Origin of the sequence: Priestia sp. AB, from assembly GCF_028369225.1 — a bacterium.
In the GTDB taxonomy this organism is placed as follows: domain Bacteria; phylum Bacillota; class Bacilli; order Bacillales; family Bacillaceae_H; genus Priestia; species Priestia megaterium.
In genome coordinates this window covers 231,065-251,535 of record NZ_JAQMYN010000004.1, presented here as the reverse complement: position 1 = coordinate 251,535, position 20,471 = coordinate 231,065, and the positions used below count along the sequence as shown (strand labels likewise).

Below are 20,471 nucleotides of genomic sequence, written 5' to 3'. Positions count from 1 at the left end.
TTAAATAGAATTAAAAAAGGAGATGAAAGAAACATGTTTTTGGCTTTACGTGAATTGAAACATGCGAAGCTGCGCTACTTACTCATTGGCGTGATTATGGTGTTAATTGTATGGCTTGTGCTTTTTGTATCAGGCTTAGCAAAGGGGCTTTCCTCTGACAACGCTTCAGCTGTTCAAGAAATGAAAGGAAATTACGTTGTGCTTCAAAAAGAAGCGGATCAGCGCCTGACGCGCTCTGTTTTATCCATAAACAAAACAGAAGATATTCAACAGCTAAGCGGCAAGAAAAATGCTGAGCCGCTTGGTGTGATGATGACAGCCGTTATAAATGAAGGAAAACAGAAAAAAATAGACGCCTCGTTTTTTGCCATAAGCACAAGCGGCTTTTTAGCTCCGAACGCAATAGAAGGGAAGATGATTACGAACGATGCGAAACATGAAGCCGTGGCGGACTCTTCGCTAAAAGAAGAAGGAGTAAAGCTAGGTGATATGATAAAAGATACGGCTTCAGGAAAAAGCTTTAGAATTGTTGGTTTTACAAAAAATCAGTCGTTTAGTCACGCGCCTGTTATTCATATTAATCTTACAGAGTGGAAGACAATTGAAAGCACAGATGCCTTTAATGCAGTGGTGTTAAACATGAACGATAAAAAAGCACATGCTCTTCAAAAAAAGGAGTCTGACATTGATGTGATTAGTAAAGATGAAGCGTTAAAAGGAATTCCTGGCTATCAAGAAGAACAAGGCTCGCTTTTAATGATGGTCGCGTTTCTGTTTATCATTGGAGCTTTTGTATTAGCCGTTTTTTTCTACGTGATGACGCTTCAAAAAATGAATCAGTTTGGGGTGTTAAAAGCGATAGGAGCAAAAACAAGTTATTTAGCGCGGACGATTTTATCTCAAGTGGTTGTGTTAACTTTATGCAGTCTCGCTATTAGTATTGGATTGACATACGGAGTAGCTGCCATTTTGCCTGATTCGATGCCATTTTACTTGGATTTATCGCTAATCGCAGGCTGCTCGGCGCTGTTTGTAGCTGTTTCTGTACTGAGTTCATTATTGTCGCTGTATCGCGTAGCAAAAATAGATGCAGTTGAAGCGATTGGGAGGGCTGTTTAATGAGTGAAGAAAAATTAGTTTTAGAGAGTGTTAGCAAGTCGTTTGGAGACGGAGAAAACGCTGTAGTCGTGTTAAATGACCTATCGCTGCGTGTAAAAGCAGGAGAGCTTGTGGCGATTGTCGGTCCTTCTGGTTCTGGAAAAAGTACCTTTTTATCCATTGCAGGCGCGCTGCTTTCACCGTCTAGCGGACGTGTGATTATTGACGGAGACGAGATTAATAAAATGTCTCCATCACAAATGAACAGCATTCGCCTGAAGAAAATTGGCTTTATCTTTCAATCAGCTAATTTAATTCCGTATTTAACAGTTCGCGATCAGCTTCTTCTTGTCACGGAGCTAGAAGGAAGTCGAAATAAAGAAGCGAAAAAAAGAGCGGATGATTTGCTTGAAAAACTAGGGCTTGCTCATCGAAAGCATCACTATCCTGAAAGTTTATCCGGCGGAGAGCGTCAGCGGGCAGCGATTGCAAGAGCGTGGATGAATAACCCTGAAATTATCTTTGCAGATGAACCGACGGCAAGCTTGGATTCAGAGCGAGGAAGAAAAGTCGTGCAAATGCTCGCAGATGAAGTAAAGCTAAGGGGCAAATCAGCTGTAATGGTTACGCATGATAAAAGAATGCTGGATTTATGTGATCGCGTTGTGTGGATGGAAGATGGAAAATTAGTAGAATCAAATAGCGTGCAAGTTTAAAAAAGTGCTGCTCTTGACAAGAGCAGCACTTTTTTTGCGTTCTTTATTGTGCATATATTTGGCGTCTCGATTTGGCGCCTCCATACGTGCGCTTCTTTGTTAGTAGATGGGTTAGTTATTCATATTTCACTTCTTTAAAAAGCGTATAGCGAAAATAAAACAACGCTATTTAGGAAGGAAGAAAATAAGAAACAGGAAATGGAAAAGCAATGAAGAAATAGTAAAAAGGTGATGAAACGATGAGAAAAAGGAGTGGAAGCAATGATTAAAAAAGTCGGTCAAATTATGGTGTATGTAAACGATCAAGATCAAGCGGTAAAGTTTTGGACAGAAAAAATGGGATTTCAAGTTATGTGTGAACAAAAGAATGAACAAGGCCTGAGGTGGATTGAGCTAGCGCCGGTAGCGGGTGCCGAAACAACCATTATCCTTCATGACAAACAGCTAATAGCAAAAATGCAGCCAGAATTAAATGTTGGGACTCCTTCGCTGCTGTTTTTTACAGAGAATGTGGATGAATTATACAGCGACTTAACTGCTAAAGGTGTAACGGTGGGAGAAATCGTATCTATGCCTTCAGGGCGAGTCTTTAACTTTTCAGACAGGGAAGATAACTATTTTGCAGTTATGGAAACCGTGAGTAATAAATAGAAGAAAAACAAAAACACCGGGAGCATATACATTCTTCTCGGTGTTTTACAGGCAAAACAGGAGGAATTACTCTTCATTATCATTAGTGAGATTAAATTCAATTAGCTTATTTCGCCCGTGCTTTCCTGCGATTTGTCCTTCTTGATTAGCATTTTGCCCGCCGTTTTTGGCAATTTGTCCACCTTGAGATGCGTTTTGTCCACCGTTTATAGCAATTTGTCCGCCTTCATATGCAATATTTGTATAATAATTAATGGTTACACAGCATGGTTTTTTCTTGCGAGAACGCTTTTTAGCAGAATAATCGCTTTCTACATAATATTTTCCATCTGCTGAATTGTAGTAGCAATAATATTTTTTTATAGGAGTCACTCCTTTCATCATAACTACTATATTTTATTCGTTATGCAAAGGTGTGCTTATACACACGTGTATTAATATTCGTTTTATTTCTACAGAATAAGCTATTTTATAAGTCAAGGAGTGATGCCTCTCATGATGAAACTAATAGGAGAAAAAGTGTCGTTAAGAGAAGCGACACAGGAAGACGTTAATGAACTTTATTACTGGAAGTACGAAGAAAAAAACCAAGAAGCAAAAAAAGTGGAATGCTCCCTATATATCAGAAGGAAGACTGACCAGAGAAGAATATATGAACTCATGGGACAAGGAATATGAGCTTTTTCCATGCGTTCCTCGACTCCTTGCGGTCATCATTGATGAAAAAGCAGTGGGCACCGTAAGTTGTTACTGGGTGGACAAGCATACAAACTGGCTGGAAACCGGAATTGTCATTTACGACCCAGACTATTGGAGCGGAGGATACGGAACGGAAGCTTACCGCATGTGGATTGATTTTTTATTTGAGTCTACACCGTTACATAGGCTCGGTATGTCCACATGGTCAGGCAACATCAGAATGATGAAAACAGCTGCAAAAATAGGGATGAAAGAAGAAGCGAGAATTAGAGAAGCACGTATCGTAAACGGTGAATATTTTGACAGCATCAAAATGGGCATTCTGCGAAGGGAATGGGAAAGTTATCGTAGTAAGAGCTGTAATAGAAAAGAATACAGAGGTGAACTAAAGCATTGATCAATATAGTCTCATTATTTAAGGCTTCTTCCTTTATGAATGGAAGAAGCTTTTCTTATGTCAATCATGTCATCTGTAAGACCTAGCGTGTATAAAATTAAAAGAAGGAACGTTTATATAGGTCTGCTCAAATCAGTTACTGTGTTAAAAACAGCAGGGGGGAAATGCATGCGGGCAAACTTTAAAGAATCTGCAAAAAGAAGCGTGAAAAAGAAGAGAACGCTGCAGTTTACACTAAATGTAATCGGAATATTAATGTTTATAGGGGTTTTAATCAGGTGGTGGACTGTTCCGTTCGCTGTTAGTAACGATCTTCAAATTTACTATAATCCAGATTTTCAAATGAAACCCAGTGAGTGCAAGGAATTTGTTGCGTTCGTTTTATGCGCAGCAAGCGTGTATTTTAGTTTAGTAAACGTCTACTTTTTTTTGGGAAAAACAGGTAAAAAATTAGTCTATACCGTTCTTGTTTTACTGGCTGTCTTTAACCTCTATATGATGCTTACACTTCTTGCTGTAGCTACGCATTAAAGGCGTACGTGCAGCTTAAAAGAAAGAGGTCAAACTTCCTTTCTCTTTTAAAGTGTTTTGCGATTTTTTTATGCGAAAAACAGATAGGTCTTCAAACATCTTCATTAGTTGAGCTTTCATAGTACTTCCACCTTTTAGTATTTTTCACCTGACACATATGTAAATATTGTGTGTGTTTTTAATTTCATACAATTCTATCAAATTCATTAAAACAGTTTTATTTTCTAAATTCAACTGAAAAGTATTTTCATTATTTTCCCCTAAACTAACCGAGATAAGCTGCTATAAGGTTTAAAGAAAAAAAGAAAATTGAAATGATTTTTTACAAGTTTAATATCTTGACGAAAAAATATTTCAGGAATAAGATATGTTACATAAAGTAACGAGTGAAAGAAAAGTTACTTTTTAAAGATTATATTTTTCCTAACAGGAGGAAGAGATATGGAAGCGATGACTTTTGTTTTATTCGGTTCAACAGGTGATTTAGCGAAACGCAAAATTTATCCTGCACTCTATAATTTATTTATAGACGGGAAAATCCCTAAATCAATTTCTGTTGTAGGACTAGGCAGAAGGGAGATGTCCGATGCAGATTTTCAGAAAAAAGTAGAAGAATCTATTCATACTTTTTCACGTCGCGTCGAAAAAGATTCATCTCTTATGCAGCATTTTCTATCAGCTTTTCGCTACAGCCAATTGGATGCAACGAATGCTGAAGACTATAAAAGTCTGTTAAATCTAGTAGAAGCACGCGAAGCAGAACTAAACATTCCAAGCAACCGAATGTTTTATCTCTCCGTTGCACCAGAATTTTTCGGTACGATCGCCGAGCATATTAAAGACAGTGGCTTAGGTGCTACAAAAGGTTGGAAACGGTTAATTATTGAAAAACCGTTTGGCCATGATCTAAAGTCAGCTCGACAATTAAACGAAAACTTAAGCAAAGCGTTTAAAGAAAAAGAGATTTATCGCATTGACCACTATCTTGGCAAGTCGATGGTGCAAAATTTAGAAGCGCTGGAATTCGCTAATCCTATTCTTCAATCATTATGGAATAACGAGCATATTGCGAATATACAAATTACAGCAAGTGAAACGGTCGGTGTAGAGGAAAGAGCAAGCTATTATGACCATTCAGGAGCCATTCGAGATATGGTTCAAAATCATATGCTGCAAATGCTGATGATGACGGCTATGCACTTACCGGCTCGCATTAGCGCTGATGATATTCGAAATGAAAAAATAAATGTGTTAAAAGCGCTTCGTCCGCTTGTGAAAGAAGATATGGATCTAGATGTTGTTCGCGGTCAATATGAGGCCGGAAAAATAAACGGGTCTTCAGTGGAGAGCTACGTGAATGAGCGGGGCGTATCACCATCTTCGCAGACGGACACGTTTTTAGCAGCCAGACTATATATCGATAATTCGCTTTGGAAAGGCGTTCCTTTCTACATTCGTACAGGGAAAAGAATGGCGGAAAAAGCGACGCGAATTGTTATTGAATTCAAAGACTCGTTAAAAGAGTTGTACTTAGACAAAGGAGAAACAACATCTCCAAATCTGTTGATCATTGAAATTAACCCGCATGAAAATATTACGCTGCAGTTGAACAGTAAAAACCCATTTAATCATGGTCATATTGAGCCTGTACAAATTAATTTTTCAGGTCAGCAAGAAGGAGCACCGGAAGCATATGAACGCCTTATTGCAGATGCATGTGCCGGAGATTCTACATTTTTTGCTCATTGGAAAGAAGTAGAGCTAGCTTGGGAATGGGTTCAGCCGCTTCTTGAAGCATTTGAGGAAAATACAGTGCCGCTTCACAAATATGCTGCTGGTTCACACGGCCCTGACGCATCAAATGAGCTTTTAGAAAAAGACGGTTTTAAATGGTGGCTGGATGAAGAAACAGCGCGCCGATCACGCGAAGTACAGCCAGTTTAATACAAACAAAGCGAAAGAAGGATGACACATGAGTACCAACATAGACACACTTGCAGTTAATACGATTCGCACCCTGTCAATCGATGCGGTGAACGCAGCCAATTCAGGCCACCCCGGGCTTCCGATGGGAGCTGCTCCGATGACCTATGCGCTGTGGGCGAATCACTTACAGCATAATCCGGCAAATTCAAGCTGGTTTAACCGAGATCGTTTTATCTTATCAGCCGGTCATGGCTCAAGCTTGCTGTATAGCATGCTTCATTTAAGCGGATACAATGTATCAATAGAAGATTTAAAAAGCTTCCGCAAGCTAAATAGTAAAACACCGGGTCATCCTGAATTTGGCCATACGGACGGCGTGGAAGCAACAACAGGTCCTTTAGGTCAAGGAATTGCAAATGCAGTCGGAATGGCAATGGCAGAAGCGCATTTAGCGGCAAAGTTTAACCAGTCAAAATTTCCTGTCATTGATCACTATACGTATACACTAGTAGGCGATGGTGACTTGATGGAAGGTATTTCTTATGAAGCAATGTCCATGGCTGGCCATATGAAGCTTGGTAAACTTATTGCTTTATATGACTCCAACGATATTTCGTTAGACGGAGAATTAAATCTTTCGTTTAGCGAAAATATTCAAAAAAGAGCGGAATCTGCGAACTGGCAGTATTTACGTGTAGAAGATGGAAATGACGTGGATGAAATCACAAAAGCAATCGAAAAAGCGAAGCAGAGCACCGAACAGCCAACGCTTATCGAAGTGAGAACCATTATTGGCTACGGAAGTCCAAAAGTAGCGGGAACAAATAAAGCGCACGGCAATCCGCTTGGAGAAGAAGAAGCAAAAGCAACAAAACAAGCCTATGGCTGGGAAACGGAAGAAAACTTCTATGTTCCAGAAGAAGTAAAAGCCCATTTTGAAAAGCTAGAAGAAAAAGGAATGAAAGCAGAAGCAGAGTGGAACGAGCTGTTTGCTTCTTACCAAAAAGAACACCCTATGCTGGCTGATGAATTAGAGCGTGCCATCACAGGCGAAGCGTTAATTGAAGTGAATGATATTTTAACATTCTCATCAGAAAAAGCGATTTCGACTCGTGTTGCAAGCGGAGAAGCGATTAATTATTTCAGTAAATCTGTGCCCTCTATTTTTGGAGGCAGCGCTGATTTATCGCATTCCACAATGACGGACATTAAAGAAGAAGGCCCTTACGCACCAGGATATTTCGGAAATCGAAATATTTATTTCGGCGTACGTGAACATGCAATGGGAGCGGCCGGAAATGGAATGGCCCTTCACGGCGGTGTGAAGCCGTTTGTCAGCACATTCTTTGTTTTTAATGATTACTTGCGTCCAGCGATTCGTTTAGCTGCACTTCAAAAGCTGCCGGTCACGTATGTGTTTACCCATGATTCCATAGCAGTAGGAGAAGATGGACCGACTCATGAGCCCGTTGAACATTTAGCTTCTCTTCGTGCAATTCCAGGGCTTACCGTAATCCGTCCGTCTGATGCAAACGAAACAGCTAGCGCTTGGGCTTATGCGCTTCAGCAAGCGGAAGGTCCTGTAGCCTTAGTGCTTAGCCGTCAAAACTTGCCTGTGTTTGAAGAAACAAAACAAAATATCAACGACCTAGCTAAAGGAGCTTACGTATTAACCGAAACAAACGATAAGCCGGAGCTGATTTTCATCGCTACAGGTTCTGAAGTAGCACTAGCGATCAGTGCTAAAACTCAGCTAGAACGTGAAGGTATATCCGTACGAGTTGTAGCAATGCCTAGCTGGGAGCTGTTTAACAAACAGTCAAAAGAGTATCAAGAGCGCATCTTGCCTGAATTTGTTTCAAAACGAATCTCTCTGGAAATGGGAATTTCACTTGGCTGGGAACGTTTTGTAGGGCCAAAAGGAAAAGTGTTAGCTGTTGACACATTTGGTGCTTCAGGAACCGGAGCTGATGTGATGAAGCTGTTTGGATTTACAGAAGAAAACGTAGTGGCACAAGCAAAAGAATTGCTAAAGGCTTAAATAAAAAGATAAATAGAAGGAGCTGTTCACATGAAAGTAGGATTAGTTGGTTTAGGGAAAATGGGGATTAACTTAGGACAAAACTTATTGGATCAGCGTCATGACGTTGTAGCATTTGACGTAAATTCAAATGCAGTGGAGCAAATGAAAGGGTACGGTGCTTCAGGAGTATCAAGCTTGCAGGAGCTTGTTCAGTCATTAGAAACACCAAGAGTTGTATGGCTGATGGTTCCTCATACGGTTGTTGATTCTGTTATTAGTGAAGTGAAGCCTCTTTTAGCTGAAGGAGATATCGTTATTGAAGCGGGAAACTCTCATTACAAAGAGTCTATTCGACGCTATAACCAGTTAAAAGAAAACAAAATCCGCTTTATGGACGTTGGAACATCTGGCGGAATGGAAGGCGCTCGTAACGGAGCTTGCTATATGATTGGCGGAGATCGTGAAGCGTGGGAAATTGTTGAACCTATTTTCCGCGATACAGCGGTAGAAAACGGATATTTATACGCTGGAGAAGCAGGGAGCGGCCACTTTTTAAAAATGGTTCATAACGGCATTGAATACGGCATGATGGCTGCAATCGGAGAAGGATTTGAAGTTCTTGAAAAAAGCCAGTTCGACTATGATTACGAAAAAGTAGCGAGAGTATGGAACAATGGATCTGTTATTCGTTCATGGCTAATGGAATTAACAGAAAATGCGTTCTCTAAAGATGCTAAGCTAGACGGCATCAAAGGAGTTATGAACTCTTCTGGTGAAGGGAAATGGACGGTAGAAACCGCTCTAGACCTTCAAACAGCTACGCCGGTTATTGCGATGTCTTTACTGATGCGCTATCGCTCGCTTGAAGATGATACCTTTACAGGAAAGGTAGTTTCCGCGCTTCGAAACGAGTTTGGCGGTCATGCTGTGGAAAAGAAATAACAAGTGAAATAGTGGGTATAGTAAAAAAAACTGATGGAGGAATGAAAAAATGAAATTTTTTATTGATACTGCAAACCTTGACGATATTAAAAAAGCATACAAATTGGGCGTTTTATCTGGCGTCACAACAAACCCTTCTCTTGTTGCAAAAGAAGGCGTAAAGTTTGAAGATCGTATTGAAGAAATTTTAAAAACTGTTCCAGAAGTAGAATCCGTTTCAGCAGAAGTGACGCCGGATGCCGAAACAGCAGAAGACATGATTGCGCAAGCAGAAGAACTAATCAAAATTAACGGCGGGGACCAAAATATTACGATTAAACTTCCAATGACACTCGCTGGACTAGAAGCGACTCGCTACCTTGCTAAAAAAGGTGTAAAAACAAACGTAACGCTTATTTTCACTGTGAACCAAGCGCTTTTAGCAGCCCGTGCAGGTGCAACATATGTATCTCCATTCCTTGGTCGCCTTGATGATATTTCAGAAGACGGCGTACAGCTTGTGGCTAAAATTGCCGAGTTGTTCCGCATTCAAAATATTGACTCTCAAATCATTGCGGCTTCTGTAAGACATCCGGACCACGTTACACGCGTAGCCCTTGCCGGAGCTCATATTGCAACTATTCCATATTCAGTAATCGAGCAGCTTGTTAAACATCCTTTAACCGAACAAGGAATTGAAAAATTTGCGGCTGATTGGAAAAATGCTGTTCAAAACTAAGTAAAAGATAAAGAACGTGCGCATTCTAAAAAAAGAATGCACGCGTTCTCTCATAATATCCTTAAAGAGGTAAACACCATGAATACAGTAGATGCTAAGATGATTAAAACCCAATACGGTTTAGAGGTTTATGTAGATGATGTAGAGCATATTAACTTTAAAAGCCTTCATGCGCCTAAAGTTAACCAGCAGCTCTATCGCATTGAATTTGAAATTGGCTACTTTTTATTAAAAGAACACAGATATTACGAATACGAAAAGAACTATTTTTGGCTTGCAGTAAGCGAAGATTTTAGTAAGCTAATTATTCAAGAACCTGATATGGAGAGCTTATTTGGAGCTAAAAGCGAAGACGAAAGAAAGGCGACAAAAGAGCTTTTAAGTCAGTGGCTCATTCATACCGAGGCTTATAAAAAGCAATTAAACCAGCATATTAATGACTGCAAGAAAAGTAATGAAACAAATGAGGGCATAACGGCTGTTTTAGAAAAGTTGCTGAATATTTCAGCAGCAGACATTGAACAAGCCCCGATTGAGAAATTAGCTGCCTCACGATCAGTTTAACTTAAAAAAGTGAATTAGCGCAGTCATAGTATGAGAGATAAAAGGTGCTTCGTTTAACACGCGAAGCACCTTTTTATATGTCATAAAAAGCTATTTCCTTTGGGGGAAATGCATGGGTTAAATTATTTTCGTTACTTCAACAATTCGGTGAATCAATGTGTGTTTTTAGTAAGCTTAGAATGGAAAAGGGATTTTGAATCTTTTACTTCCTGTGAATAGTTTTGCAAAAATTAAGCATAATACGACTGCAAACTATATTTAAGGAGATGGAAAAAATGAAAAAAGGGCTTATCATTGCTTCTTCAGTTCTTTTTCTTTCCGGCTTAGCTGCATGTGGAGGAAATAAAGACAATAACGCAATGGACAATACTCAAAATGACTTACGCAACACTTCTACAAACGACGGGGTTGATAATAATATCCCAATGGATAATACCGATCAGCCGACCAAGTCAGTTGAAGCAGCGCAAAATGTAGAAGATATGAAGGAAGTTGACGATGCATATGTGCTTCGCGATAATAATAATGCCTATGTAACGGTAGACCTAGCTGGAAATGACGCAGCGGACAACAACGATAATGGCAAGGTGAACACTGTAACGTATAACGGCGATACTTATCATGAAGTTTCAACTGATTTTGAACAAAAAATTGCGGACCGTGTAAGAGAAGCAGATAGTAAAATCGACAAAGTATACGTGGCGTTTGTAAACACGGGCTTAGACAATATGAACAACAACAATAACGTACCTGGCGTAGATAAAAATGACAAGATGTATCGAGATGATGAAAAAGACAACAACCGTGATCCAGAAGATATTGTAGAAGATCCAAAAGATATGATGGACCGTAACAACAAAGATCAATAACATCAAAAAGGCCTCTGGATCACTAGAGGCCTTTGGTTCATTAACTAAGTTCAAGTAAAGAAATAAAAATCGGAAGAACACAGCAAGAAACGGCTGAAATAAAATCAAGCTCGTTCTGTTTTTTTGCAGAAAGCGTGAACTCCATCAAAATAATCGTCAGGATACTCATGAAAAGCGTTGCATAAAAAAGAAAATCGCGCTGACTTTCCACTAAAAACAACACCGCATTTAAAATCAAAATAACGGCATAAAGAAACTTAAGCAGCATGTGAAGCTGCATGCTGAATTTATTCTCTTGTTTGTAGCGCAAGATATAGACAAAAAAGAAAATAAATAAAGTTAATTGCCATGAGGCAGGAAGTAGCTGCTGCCATAGATTGTCCAAGAAACTCATTCCTCCTATAAAACAATGATGCATATATGTAACACACACGTTTTTATTTTAAAAGTGAAGAGTATCTTTAGGCAAGAACAATTTTTCTTTTTTTATTCTTTTTCTTATACAGGCTCTCAACATAAAAAAAGAACGGTCGCGATGACCATTCTTTTTACTTCACTTCAATTAAAACCTTCGTGCCGTCTGGAAACTCGTCTACTTGATGTGAGATCCAAGATCCGGCGCCTCGGTTGTCTGAAGGCTTTACATATTCAATGTCTGCACCGTTTCCGCCTTCTTCACAAAAGGCCATCGGAAACTCATCTCGATCGTAGCCGCTTTTAGTCGGAATGCCTTTTAAAGATTCACGGCGGTTTTCTTCAGCACCGTCTCGGTCGATTGTACAAACAGCCGATTTTCCTTTATCGATTGCATGTTGAATGTGCGCTGCAGTTTCAGGGTAACGATCAGCAGGGAAGGTAATTACTTCATCGTAGGAGGTATTCGTTGAAGAGTTCTGCTCTAACGGATTTCCTTCAATCATAACAATAACGGCTAATACTAAAATTAAAATACCAGAAACAATTTTTTTCAATCTGTAAAACTCCTTTATAAAACGTTTATCACTTTTATATTAAAGTAATAAGAAAAAAATGTAAAAACATATAATGGAAATAGCTAGAATTCATAAGGAAAACATAAGCTCACGTACAGCTGCTGAACGTGAGCTTATGTCTAATGATGAGAGTGATGATGGTGCGTTTCGTTTTCAGCTGGCTGCAGTGAACGTAACTCTTCTTTCGATAATTTGCCTACTGCGACTTGCTGAGTAGGAAGGATGTGCTCACCGCGCGCGTTAATATCCGTTTTAATATAGTAAATACCATCCTGTTTAAAAGTTGCTTTTGCTTTATACATACTGCCGTCATAATGTGCCTTTGCTGTTTCAACTTTACCGGGAGCATCTTTTTTCCACACTTTAAACTGAACGATTTTGGCATCATCCACCGTTTTATTTTCTTGCATTACGTGCACTTCTAACATCTGTGTGCTCTGTGGCTCTATATTTTCAGGAAGCATCACATGCGCAGACAGAGGCTTTGGCTGCTTGTAGAGCTGGTCTGCGTTACCGTTTACAGAGCACGCGGAAAGTACAAGTGTACTGAGTATGACCAATCCGGGTATTTTCCATTTGTTCATTGTTACTGCACCTCACATCGTTTCATGCATCATGCGTTTAAAAACCGCTTCAATGCTGGAATTCGTTTGATGATAAAGAAATCTAAAAGCCACACGATAACTAAGGACAGTCCGACTAAAGGAAAGACGAGACCAAACACCACGATTATACACGTCACAATTCGCATTGCATTTTCTTCAGGAACTTTAGGAGCGCCTATGTTTTTAGCTGGTTTTCGTTTCCACCACAGTAAGGCTCCGCTGATGGCGATACCAGCAATTCCGATACAAATAATCAGGCCCATAAGCTGATTTATAAATCCAAACTGTGTACCTTTATGAAGCGTAATACCAAGTGCAATCAATTTTCCCATAAATCCATAGTTGCCGTACCGATAATCAGCTAACACAACGCCGGTGTATTGATCAAGGTGAATGGTTGCCTCATCCTGAGCTCTTGGTGAAAAAACAGAGAGCGTATACACGCCTTGAGGTTCTTGCGGAATAGAAATGGTATAACCGTCGTGCATATGCTGTTCTTTTGCAATATCTACAATGTCATCAAGCGATACTTTTGTATATTGCGAAGCTGTGGAGCTTGGAACTTCTAACATTTCAGCTCCCCAAGGCACGTCCGCTACATCTTTTGTTTGTATGGTTGAAGTAGGGGCACTGCCTACCCAAATAGACGGAGGGTACCCCACGCCTGCGTTTGTGGCGATTTGCTGAAACGCATTGCCCCACAGTCCTGACCACGGAAGGCCCGTTAGTACGAGAAAAAGCATAGCAGCTGAAATCCAAAAGGCCGGTACCGCATGAAGGTCTCGTGCAAGCGCGTTTTTACCTTTTGAAAAACGAGGAATCAGCACGCCTTTTATTTTGTCTTTTTTGCGCGGCCACCATAAAAAAGCACCGGTTACAATTAAGACAATCGCCCAGCAGGCCGCAAGTTCTACGATACGATCACCCGCTGTTCCTGCCATTAGCTCTCCGTGAAATTCTTCAATTTGATTCATTAAGCGACTCGAATCATCCAGTTTTCCTACAATGTGACCATTGTGAGGATTAACAAAAATCGTATATGTATGGTCTTTTAATGAGATTCCTACTTCTGAAGAACGAGTGGAGCGCTCACTGGGCTTATACGTCAACACGTCAGCCCCTGGATACTTTTCCTTTACAGCCTGCACTTGTGCTGAAGGGGATGTAGACTGTGATTGAGCTTGAACATGATACAAGTCGTGGTACAGTCTTTCTTCAATTTGAGGCTTGAACAAATACACGCCTCCCGTAACAGCTAATATAAGAAGAAACGGAGTAAACACTAAGCCCGCATAAAAGTGCCAGCGCCATATGGCTTTGTATAGGCCTTGAGAACGCGCCGTGCTTTTTTTAGTTGTACTTGTTGTTTCTTCGTGCTTTTCCTGCATCATTTTTTCCTCCTTTTTACTAACGAACGTGCTTTCATTATAGAAGGAAAGGGAGAATTAGCCATCACTCCTGAGAGTGATTGTTGGGACTTATAAGAGGAAGCTGCTAATAAAAAAACAGCTCGTGAAAGCTGTTAGTTCATTAAGCCGTTTTGAAACGCATAGCTTGTCAGCTGCACGCGATTTTCTAAATGAAGCTTGCTTAAAATATTTTTCAAATGGCTTTTTACCGTGTGTTCAGAAATAAATAACTGCGCGGAGATATCGCGGTTCGACAGTCCTTTAGCCACTAATTGAAGTACTTCAAGCTCTCGTGCAGAAAGGGGAGTGTCGGTTTTTTTTATCGATGTTTCTTGCGGAAACTCTTTTAAAATTTGAAACGCAATTTCTTTTGACATAGGAACTTCATCTAAAGCGAACGCACGCAAATAGTCGTACCACACTTCAGACTGCAGGTTTTTTAACAAATAGCCCTGTGCGCCTTTTTTCAGCGCATCAAATAAATCCGTAATATCGTCTGAAACCGTGATGACCACAATTTTAACGTACGGAAACTGAAGCTTAATTTGTTTTGTCGCTTCCAACCCGTCCATCACAGGCATTCCAATGTCCATTAGGACGATATCAGGCATTAACTTTTCAGTCAGTTCAATGGCTTCTTGCCCGTTGGTTCCTTCGCCAACAATAGTAAAATCTTCATATTCTTCTAAAATATCGCGAATGCCTTCTCTCGCATGAGCATGATCATCTACAATCAAAATACGAAACGGCTGCATTTACATAACCCCCTTTTTAATGCTAACAATGGTTTGGTTCTGTTTTCGCTCAATGGAAAAGTCCCAGTTCATGTCCTTCGCACGGTCTTTCATAATTTGCAAACCAAGACCGGACTTGAGAGAGTCGGACGTAAAACCTGTACCGAAATCTGTAATTTCACAAATCCATCCCCCGGCCGTTTCAGTGGCTGTAATCCAGATTTTATTCGTTTTTGCATGTTTGATTACATTCATAGCCGCTTCCTTTACACAAGCAAACAGCTCGTTTTTTTCTTTCCTCGACAGCGTTGTTTCTGACAGTCTCCAATCTAGGTTTACATCTAGTAAATGAGTATGTGTTAAATCATCGACGTATTGATGAATGCTTTCGGTCCAGCTTTCGGAAGAGTCAGACGGAGAGTGCTTTAAATTCGTAATCGCTTGACGCGTATCGTCATGGACATGCTGAAGGGTTTGTTTCATCCGGATAAAGTCAGGATCCTGTTCTAATTTATTTTTTCTTCCGAACTTGTTCATTTTAACAGATAGGAGAAACAGCGACTGTGCAATGCCGTCATGCAGTTCACGAGCTAATTTTTCACGTTCAATAAGTGCTGCTTTCTTTTCTTTTTCTTGTCTTAGTTCCTCTTGCATTTTTTCTAAAATAGAAAATAAATAGCGGACAAACACAAGCGTTACAAAAAAGACAAGGAGCGGAGAAAGCACATTTCCCATATCCATTGAGATGTAAGGGAGCAAAAAGGCATGACGAACATACTCCCAAAGCGCGATGGTCAGAGTTGGAAGAAGCAAAATCAGCCATTTAATTTGTCTATATTTCACGGTATCCCTTCTTTCGTCCATAAAATGTGTCTATATTTTATCATTTGAGCGGAAAATTACTAGAGGAAAGAAGAGAAATCACTCTTAAGAGTGATTAGTACCACCCCTAGCTGAACGGATAAAAGTAATGGAAAAAAGTCTCATCTGCAATATCATACAAGAAAAATTTTTGAGTGAATGGTATGGTTAAAAAGCTTAGTATGTGACAAGGAGGGGTCTTTGATGGTAAAAGAAATTCGCACGGCGCACATTGACGCCGATTTACATATTGAAGCTTATCGTTTTAAAGGTATTATGCAAAAGTTTCCTGCTCATTTTCACGAGTATTATGTGATTGGATTTATTGAAGAAGGTCAGCGTCATTTAATTTGCCAAGGCAAAGAATACATCATTAATCCAGGAGATTTGCTGCTGTTTAATCCGTATGATGTCCATAGCTGTGAACAAATAGACGGCAAAACGCTTGATTATCGCTGTATTAATGTGGTGCCAGAAGTGATGAAAAAAGCTGTTTTTGACATTAACGGCAGTGAAAGTCTTCCGCGTTTTAACAGCAGCGTGGTGCAAAGAAGTGATGCTGTCTCTAGTTTAAAAGAGCTTCATTTGCAAATTTTAAATGGTGAACGTGAGTTTAAGAAAGAAGAGTTATTTTTATATTTGCTAGAAGAACTCATGCAGGATCATTCAAATCTTTCTTTTCTTTCGTCAGCCGTTGACACGTCCCATGAAATCACAACAATCTGCAGCTATTTGGAAGACAGCTATACAAACAAGATCACGCTGGATGAGTTAAGTCAGCTAATTGGATGGAGCAAATACCGGCTGCTGCGCTCTTTTACAAAGCAAAAAGGAATTTCTCCATATAGCTACTTGGAAACAATTCGAATCAATCAGGCTAAAAAGCTGCTAGAACAAGGAAAAAAACCGATTGACGTATCTTTTTTAACTGGATTCAGTGATCAAAGTCATTTGACTCGATTTTTTAAAAGTCAGGTTGGGCTAACACCAAAACAATACATGAAAATCTTTGAAAGTGAAAAGAAAACAGGATGCTAGTAATAGCTTAAAAGGGAGAGAAGAGCTGTGGATCATTTAGCTGCTTACATGCTGATGGCATTGGTCATGTCCATGATACCTGGTGCTGATACAATTCTTATCATGAAAAATACGCTTCATCACGGAGCAAAAGCAGGACGTTTTACCATACTCGGCATGGCTACAGGCCTCACGTTTTGGACGTTAATTGCTGTGCTTGGCTTGTCTGTTGCTATTGCGCAGTCGGTGTATCTGTTTAACACGATTAAATACATAGGGGCAGCGTACTTATTTTACTTAGGTATCAGAATATTTCTGACCAAAAATACGCTCTCATTAGAGGCCATTTCAGAAGAAACAAAAACTGTAAAGTCTTCATCTAATCGCTGCTATAGAGAATCATATATGCAAGGGGCTCTTAGTAATTTTCTTAATCCTAAAACGGTATTAGTTTATATTACGTTTATGCCACAGTTTATTAACTTGGATGCACACACAAACCAACAGCTGCTGATACTCGGTTTTATTCTGACGCTTATAGCAGTAGGGTGGTTTTTAATCTTGGTGTATGTAATAGATTACGTGAAAAGGTGGCTTAAAAAACCGGTGTTTCAAAAAGCCTTTCAACGATGCAGCGGAGTGCTGCTGATTGGTTTTGGGATAAAAACAATAGTGTAATCGCAGTTAGTAAGTAAAAAAGCCTTATTGAAAAATAAGGCTTTTTTTACGTTTAAAAACACGTAAACGAAACAATTTGTCGTGTATCCACACCGAAAATGGTCCAGAAACGTCCATTCCATCTAAATCCTGCAACCGATCGCGGGCCTACAAAAATAGGAAAATACCAGAAGCTAGAGCCGTTTCTAAGCCATATGAACGTGTTGCGGAATAGACATAGAGAAATGGCTTCTGGATCAACGGCAAATGGAGTTGCCGTTTGTTGAGCCGGAATAAATGCCGGCGGAGGGGAAGTTGGGGCTTGCTGGGGGCTAGGTGTAGGTAAACCGCCTGGTGGTCTAGGTGGACCGGGCGGGAGTTGAGGTCCAGGAAATCTTGTCGGGTACAAATAAAAATCCATGTAGTTAATGTCCATTTTTTAATCACCTCTGTTTTTTAATCAATATTTTATAAAGTATGAGAAAGCTGCCTAAAGGGATTGGGCAATTACAGCGTTTTTTACATAGGTCTTTTTTATGAAGAAAAGTTTGGTTCCTAAGTCGGAAATAAATTCCTTCATGAACTCGATAAAAGCTGAATAGGATAAAACAGAGTGTGTTTTTAGAGGAGGACTTTTCATGGATAACAATCCAAAAAAGATGTTTACACCGGTTAAGACCTATCAACCTTTCCACAGTATCTATGATCCTTGCCGGCCGATAGGAGTTAAATATTATTCTACGCCGCCTCAATTATACATGGGATTTCAGCCGCCGAATCTGCAGCAGTTTTCACCGAAAGAAGCGCTAAAAAAAGGAACGCTGTGGCCGGCTTTTTGGGACTACTATGAAAATCCATACAAAGATAAGAAGAGGGATGAAGAATGAAAAATCTACCTCCGGAGTACTATCAGGATTTAGAAGAAATACAGGCGATTGATTTTGCACTAGTAGAATTAACGCTGTATTTAGATACCCATCCAAATGACCAGCAGGCTATGCAGCAGTTTAACGAATACGCGCAGCAGGCTATGCAGTTAAAAAGAAATTTTGAAACAAAGTACGGGCCGCTCCAGCAGTATGGAAACAGCTATACCGACGGAAAGTGGAGCTGGGGAACAAGCCCTTGGCCATGGCAAATATAAGCAGATAAAGGTGGGAGCTATATGTGGGTGTATGAAAAGAAATTGCAGTATCCAGTGAAAGTAAGCACGTGTAATCCAACGCTTGCCAAATATTTAATGGAACAATACGGGGGAGCGGACGGAGAGCTTGCGGCAGCACTTCGGTATTTGAATCAGCGCTATACGATTCCCGATAAAGTGGTTGGACTGCTAAACGATATCGGGACAGAAGAGTTTGCTCATCTTGAAATGATTGCTACGATGATTTATAAGCTAACAAAAGATGCAACGCCAGAGCAGCTGAAGGCAGCGGGATTAGCAGAACACTATGTGAACCATGATAGTGCACTTTATTACAATAATGCTGCTGGGGTTCCGTTTACAGCTACTTATATACAGGCAAAAGGAGATCCGATTGCAGATCTTTATGAAGACATAGCCGCAGAAGAAAAAGCAAGAGCTACATATCAATGGTTAATTGATATATCAGATGATCCCGATTTAAACGACAGCTTACGATTTTTACGAGAAAGAGAGATTGTTCACTCACAGCGGTTCCGTGAAGCCGTGGAGATTTTAAAAGATGACAGAGACAGGAAGAAAATCTTTTAACTAGTTAAAAAACATCCCCCTTGGCGAATGCAAACGAAAGGAGGGATGTTTTTTGTTGTGACTACGTTGATTATGCGCTAGAACTGCAGTGACAAGAAACAACCTTTAATTTCCCTTCAACATCTTTCCAAACTCGCGTATAGCTGTATTCACCTCCAATAGATTCACCGGTTGCCAGTGCCCCATTTAACGCTACTTTTGTAACGGTAACGGCAAGTTCTTGAAACAGTGTAACTTCTTGTTCCAACACTTCCATGCCCGCTATATCAAGACTTTTTGAACGATGAACATTTATATCTTCTTCTTTTGACAACCATTGCCCAAGGTGATTCACAAAAATAAGCTCATCTGAAAGTAATTCTTCTAATAGCTCTATGTTATTAGAAAGCATGGCTGAGCGAAGCATTTCTTCGTATTCTATAACTCTTGCTTGATTCATTTTTAATCCTCCTTTACGCCTTGTGTAACTCTTTTCTATTTCCACGTTGCTTTTCCTTTAAACTTCTTTCCTTAATAAGTCATACTAAATTATGTTAATAGAGGGGATAAGTGGACTAATTTTCTGTAAGCACTAAAGATTCTGAAAGACTCTGTTAATTACCTTTAAATGGTATAAAATTAGAATGAAAGAACCTTTTCTGTCCACTTTTCTAGTTATCTTTTTACTATTAAGATGCAATTTTTTATACTTGTAATTGTAGCGGAATGAACGTTCATTCCGTTTTTGAAAAGAGGTGATAAAGTGGAATCTACTCCAACAAAACAAAAAGCGATTTTTTCTGCTTCGCTTCTGCTGTTTGCAGAAAGAGGATTTGATGCAACCACGATGCCAATGATTGCAGAGAATGCCAAAGTAGGAGCAGGAACAATTTATCGCTACTTTAAAAATAAAGAAAGCCTTGTAAATGAATTATTCCAACAGCACGTAAACGAGTTTTTACAGTGCATTGAAAGCGGTCTGGCAAACGAGAGAGATGGATACCGAGATGGGTTTCATCATATCTTTGAAGGTATGGTGACATTTACTAAAAACCATCCTCGTGCTCTTGGATTTATTAAAACTCATAGCCAACGAACTTTTTTAACGGAAGAGAGCCGCTTAGCATATCAAAAGCTGGTGGAATTTGTTTGCACGTTCTTCAGAGAAGGACAAAAGCAAGGTGTGATTAGAAATCTTCCTGAAAATGCGCTAATTGCTATTTTATTTGGAAGTTTCATGGAAGTATATGAAATGATTGAAAATGACTACTTATCTTTAACTGATGAACTTCTTACAGGTGTAGAAGAGAGTCTGTGGGCAGCACTTAGCAGACAATCATGAAACTTA

General features: G+C 39.8%; 25 protein-coding genes and 1 pseudogene. 17 read left to right on the top strand and 9 right to left on the bottom strand.

Going from position 1 to position 20,471, the window contains the following annotated elements; translation table 11 throughout:
- Positions 1–33 precede the first annotated feature (33 nt).
- The 3 genes from POF52_RS14395 (at position 34) to POF52_RS14385 (ending at position 2,465) form a co-directional block, all read left to right on the top strand.
- Complete coding sequence (locus POF52_RS14395) at positions 34–1,119, top strand: ABC transporter permease (RefSeq protein WP_271993238.1); 1,086 nt, start codon at positions 34–36, stop codon at positions 1,117–1,119.
- Positions 1,119–1,814 carry an ABC transporter ATP-binding protein gene (locus POF52_RS14390; RefSeq protein ID WP_271993237.1) on the top strand — a complete coding sequence of 232 codons (696 nt, stop codon included), beginning with the start codon at positions 1,119–1,121 and terminating at the stop codon, positions 1,812–1,814. Before POF52_RS14395 ends, POF52_RS14390 begins: the two co-directional genes overlap by 1 nt.
- A gap of 261 nt (positions 1,815–2,075) precedes the next feature.
- On the top strand, positions 2,076–2,465 hold the full coding sequence (locus POF52_RS14385) for a VOC family protein (RefSeq protein WP_013083995.1): 390 nt from the start codon (positions 2,076–2,078) through the stop codon (positions 2,463–2,465).
- A gap of 66 nt (positions 2,466–2,531) precedes the next feature.
- On the opposite strand, the gene POF52_RS14380 is transcribed toward POF52_RS14385, so the two are convergent.
- Positions 2,532–2,837, bottom strand: a complete 306-nt coding sequence (locus POF52_RS14380) for a hypothetical protein (RefSeq protein ID WP_271993236.1) — start codon at positions 2,835–2,837, stop codon at positions 2,532–2,534.
- Positions 2,838–2,960: 123 nt separating this feature from the next.
- On the opposite strand from POF52_RS14380, the pseudogene POF52_RS14375 reads away from it, so the two are divergent.
- From POF52_RS14375 to POF52_RS14340, 8 genes and pseudogenes are all read left to right on the top strand, one after another.
- Positions 2,961–3,561 (top strand): annotated as a pseudogene (locus tag POF52_RS14375) (GNAT family N-acetyltransferase).
- A gap of 168 nt (positions 3,562–3,729) precedes the next feature.
- On the top strand, positions 3,730–4,092 hold the full coding sequence (locus POF52_RS14370) for a hypothetical protein (RefSeq protein WP_271993235.1): 363 nt from the start codon (positions 3,730–3,732) through the stop codon (positions 4,090–4,092).
- Between the two features lie 441 nt (positions 4,093–4,533).
- Entirely contained in the window at positions 4,534–6,036 is a 1,503-nt protein-coding gene (gene zwf, locus POF52_RS14365) for a glucose-6-phosphate dehydrogenase (protein ID WP_271993234.1), read from the top strand.
- Positions 6,037–6,064: 28 nt separating this feature from the next.
- Positions 6,065–8,059, top strand: a complete 1,995-nt coding sequence (tkt, locus tag POF52_RS14360; RefSeq protein ID WP_271993233.1) for a transketolase — start codon at positions 6,065–6,067, stop codon at positions 8,057–8,059.
- Between the two features lie 30 nt (positions 8,060–8,089).
- A complete protein-coding gene (gene gnd, locus POF52_RS14355) occupies positions 8,090–8,983 on the top strand; it encodes a phosphogluconate dehydrogenase (NAD(+)-dependent, decarboxylating) (RefSeq protein ID WP_271993232.1) in 894 nt (297 codons plus the stop codon).
- A gap of 49 nt (positions 8,984–9,032) precedes the next feature.
- A complete protein-coding gene (gene fsa, locus POF52_RS14350; RefSeq protein ID WP_013083988.1) occupies positions 9,033–9,701 on the top strand; it encodes a fructose-6-phosphate aldolase in 669 nt (222 codons plus the stop codon).
- A 78-nt stretch (positions 9,702–9,779) separates the two neighbouring features.
- Positions 9,780–10,265, top strand: a complete 486-nt coding sequence (locus POF52_RS14345; protein WP_271993231.1) for a hypothetical protein — start codon at positions 9,780–9,782, stop codon at positions 10,263–10,265.
- Between the two features lie 275 nt (positions 10,266–10,540).
- Positions 10,541–11,134 carry a hypothetical protein gene (locus POF52_RS14340; RefSeq protein ID WP_028409296.1) on the top strand — a complete coding sequence of 198 codons (594 nt, stop codon included), beginning with the start codon at positions 10,541–10,543 and terminating at the stop codon, positions 11,132–11,134.
- 40 nt (positions 11,135–11,174) lie between these two features.
- On the opposite strand, the gene POF52_RS14335 is transcribed toward POF52_RS14340, so the two are convergent.
- The 6 genes from POF52_RS14335 to POF52_RS14310 all read right to left on the bottom strand — a co-directional run bounded on the left by POF52_RS14335 (position 11,175) and on the right by POF52_RS14310 (position 15,717).
- Positions 11,175–11,528: a DUF1516 family protein gene (locus POF52_RS14335; RefSeq protein ID WP_234943443.1), complete on the bottom strand. Its 354-nt coding sequence runs from the start codon at positions 11,526–11,528 to the stop codon at positions 11,175–11,177.
- Positions 11,529–11,682: 154 nt separating this feature from the next.
- On the bottom strand, positions 11,683–12,105 hold the full coding sequence (locus tag POF52_RS14330) for a NucA/NucB deoxyribonuclease domain-containing protein (protein WP_013083984.1): 423 nt from the start codon (positions 12,103–12,105) through the stop codon (positions 11,683–11,685).
- Between the two features lie 140 nt (positions 12,106–12,245).
- On the bottom strand, positions 12,246–12,710 hold the full coding sequence (locus tag POF52_RS14325; RefSeq protein ID WP_271993230.1) for a FixH family protein: 465 nt from the start codon (positions 12,708–12,710) through the stop codon (positions 12,246–12,248).
- Between the two features lie 29 nt (positions 12,711–12,739).
- Positions 12,740–14,122, bottom strand: a complete 1,383-nt coding sequence (locus POF52_RS14320; RefSeq protein WP_271993228.1) for a PepSY-associated TM helix domain-containing protein — start codon at positions 14,120–14,122, stop codon at positions 12,740–12,742.
- A gap of 131 nt (positions 14,123–14,253) precedes the next feature.
- Positions 14,254–14,895, bottom strand: coding sequence for a response regulator (locus tag POF52_RS14315; protein ID WP_176584250.1), 642 nt, complete (start codon positions 14,893–14,895; stop codon positions 14,254–14,256).
- Positions 14,896–15,717: a sensor histidine kinase gene (locus POF52_RS14310; protein WP_074895082.1), complete on the bottom strand. Its 822-nt coding sequence runs from the start codon at positions 15,715–15,717 to the stop codon at positions 14,896–14,898.
- Positions 15,718–15,939: 222 nt separating this feature from the next.
- Between POF52_RS14310 and POF52_RS14305 the strand changes: the two genes are divergently transcribed.
- Both POF52_RS14305 and POF52_RS14300 read left to right on the top strand, forming a co-directional pair.
- A complete protein-coding gene (locus POF52_RS14305; protein WP_271993225.1) occupies positions 15,940–16,773 on the top strand; it encodes an AraC family transcriptional regulator in 834 nt (277 codons plus the stop codon).
- A 27-nt stretch (positions 16,774–16,800) separates the two neighbouring features.
- The gene (locus POF52_RS14300; protein ID WP_176584247.1) at positions 16,801–17,430 is read left to right on the top strand and encodes a LysE family translocator; all 630 of its coding nucleotides are present in this window, start codon (positions 16,801–16,803) and stop codon (positions 17,428–17,430) included.
- Between the two features lie 52 nt (positions 17,431–17,482).
- On the opposite strand, the gene POF52_RS14295 is transcribed toward POF52_RS14300, so the two are convergent.
- Complete coding sequence (locus POF52_RS14295) at positions 17,483–17,845, bottom strand: transporter (RefSeq protein WP_271993224.1); 363 nt, start codon at positions 17,843–17,845, stop codon at positions 17,483–17,485.
- A 202-nt stretch (positions 17,846–18,047) separates the two neighbouring features.
- Between POF52_RS14295 and POF52_RS14290 the strand changes: the two genes are divergently transcribed.
- From POF52_RS14290 to cotJC, 3 genes are read left to right on the top strand one after another with little or no spacing between them, the layout of a single operon-like run.
- Positions 18,048–18,296: a spore coat associated protein CotJA gene (locus POF52_RS14290; protein ID WP_013057939.1), complete on the top strand. Its 249-nt coding sequence runs from the start codon at positions 18,048–18,050 to the stop codon at positions 18,294–18,296.
- The gene (locus POF52_RS14285; RefSeq protein WP_013083975.1) at positions 18,293–18,553 is read left to right on the top strand and encodes a spore coat protein CotJB; all 261 of its coding nucleotides are present in this window, start codon (positions 18,293–18,295) and stop codon (positions 18,551–18,553) included. The genes POF52_RS14290 and POF52_RS14285 overlap by 4 nt, the downstream gene beginning before the upstream one ends.
- Positions 18,554–18,574: 21 nt before the next feature.
- Entirely contained in the window at positions 18,575–19,144 is a 570-nt protein-coding gene (cotJC, locus tag POF52_RS14280) for a spore coat protein CotJC (protein ID WP_013083974.1), read from the top strand.
- A 70-nt stretch (positions 19,145–19,214) separates the two neighbouring features.
- On the opposite strand, the gene POF52_RS14275 is transcribed toward cotJC, so the two are convergent.
- Positions 19,215–19,583, bottom strand: a complete 369-nt coding sequence (locus tag POF52_RS14275) for a nuclear transport factor 2 family protein (protein ID WP_271993221.1) — start codon at positions 19,581–19,583, stop codon at positions 19,215–19,217.
- A gap of 303 nt (positions 19,584–19,886) precedes the next feature.
- Here POF52_RS14275 and POF52_RS14270 point away from each other — a divergent pair, with 303 nt between their 5' ends.
- Positions 19,887–20,465, top strand: a complete 579-nt coding sequence (locus POF52_RS14270; protein WP_271993220.1) for a TetR/AcrR family transcriptional regulator — start codon at positions 19,887–19,889, stop codon at positions 20,463–20,465.
- Positions 20,466–20,471: the final 6 nt, after the last annotated feature.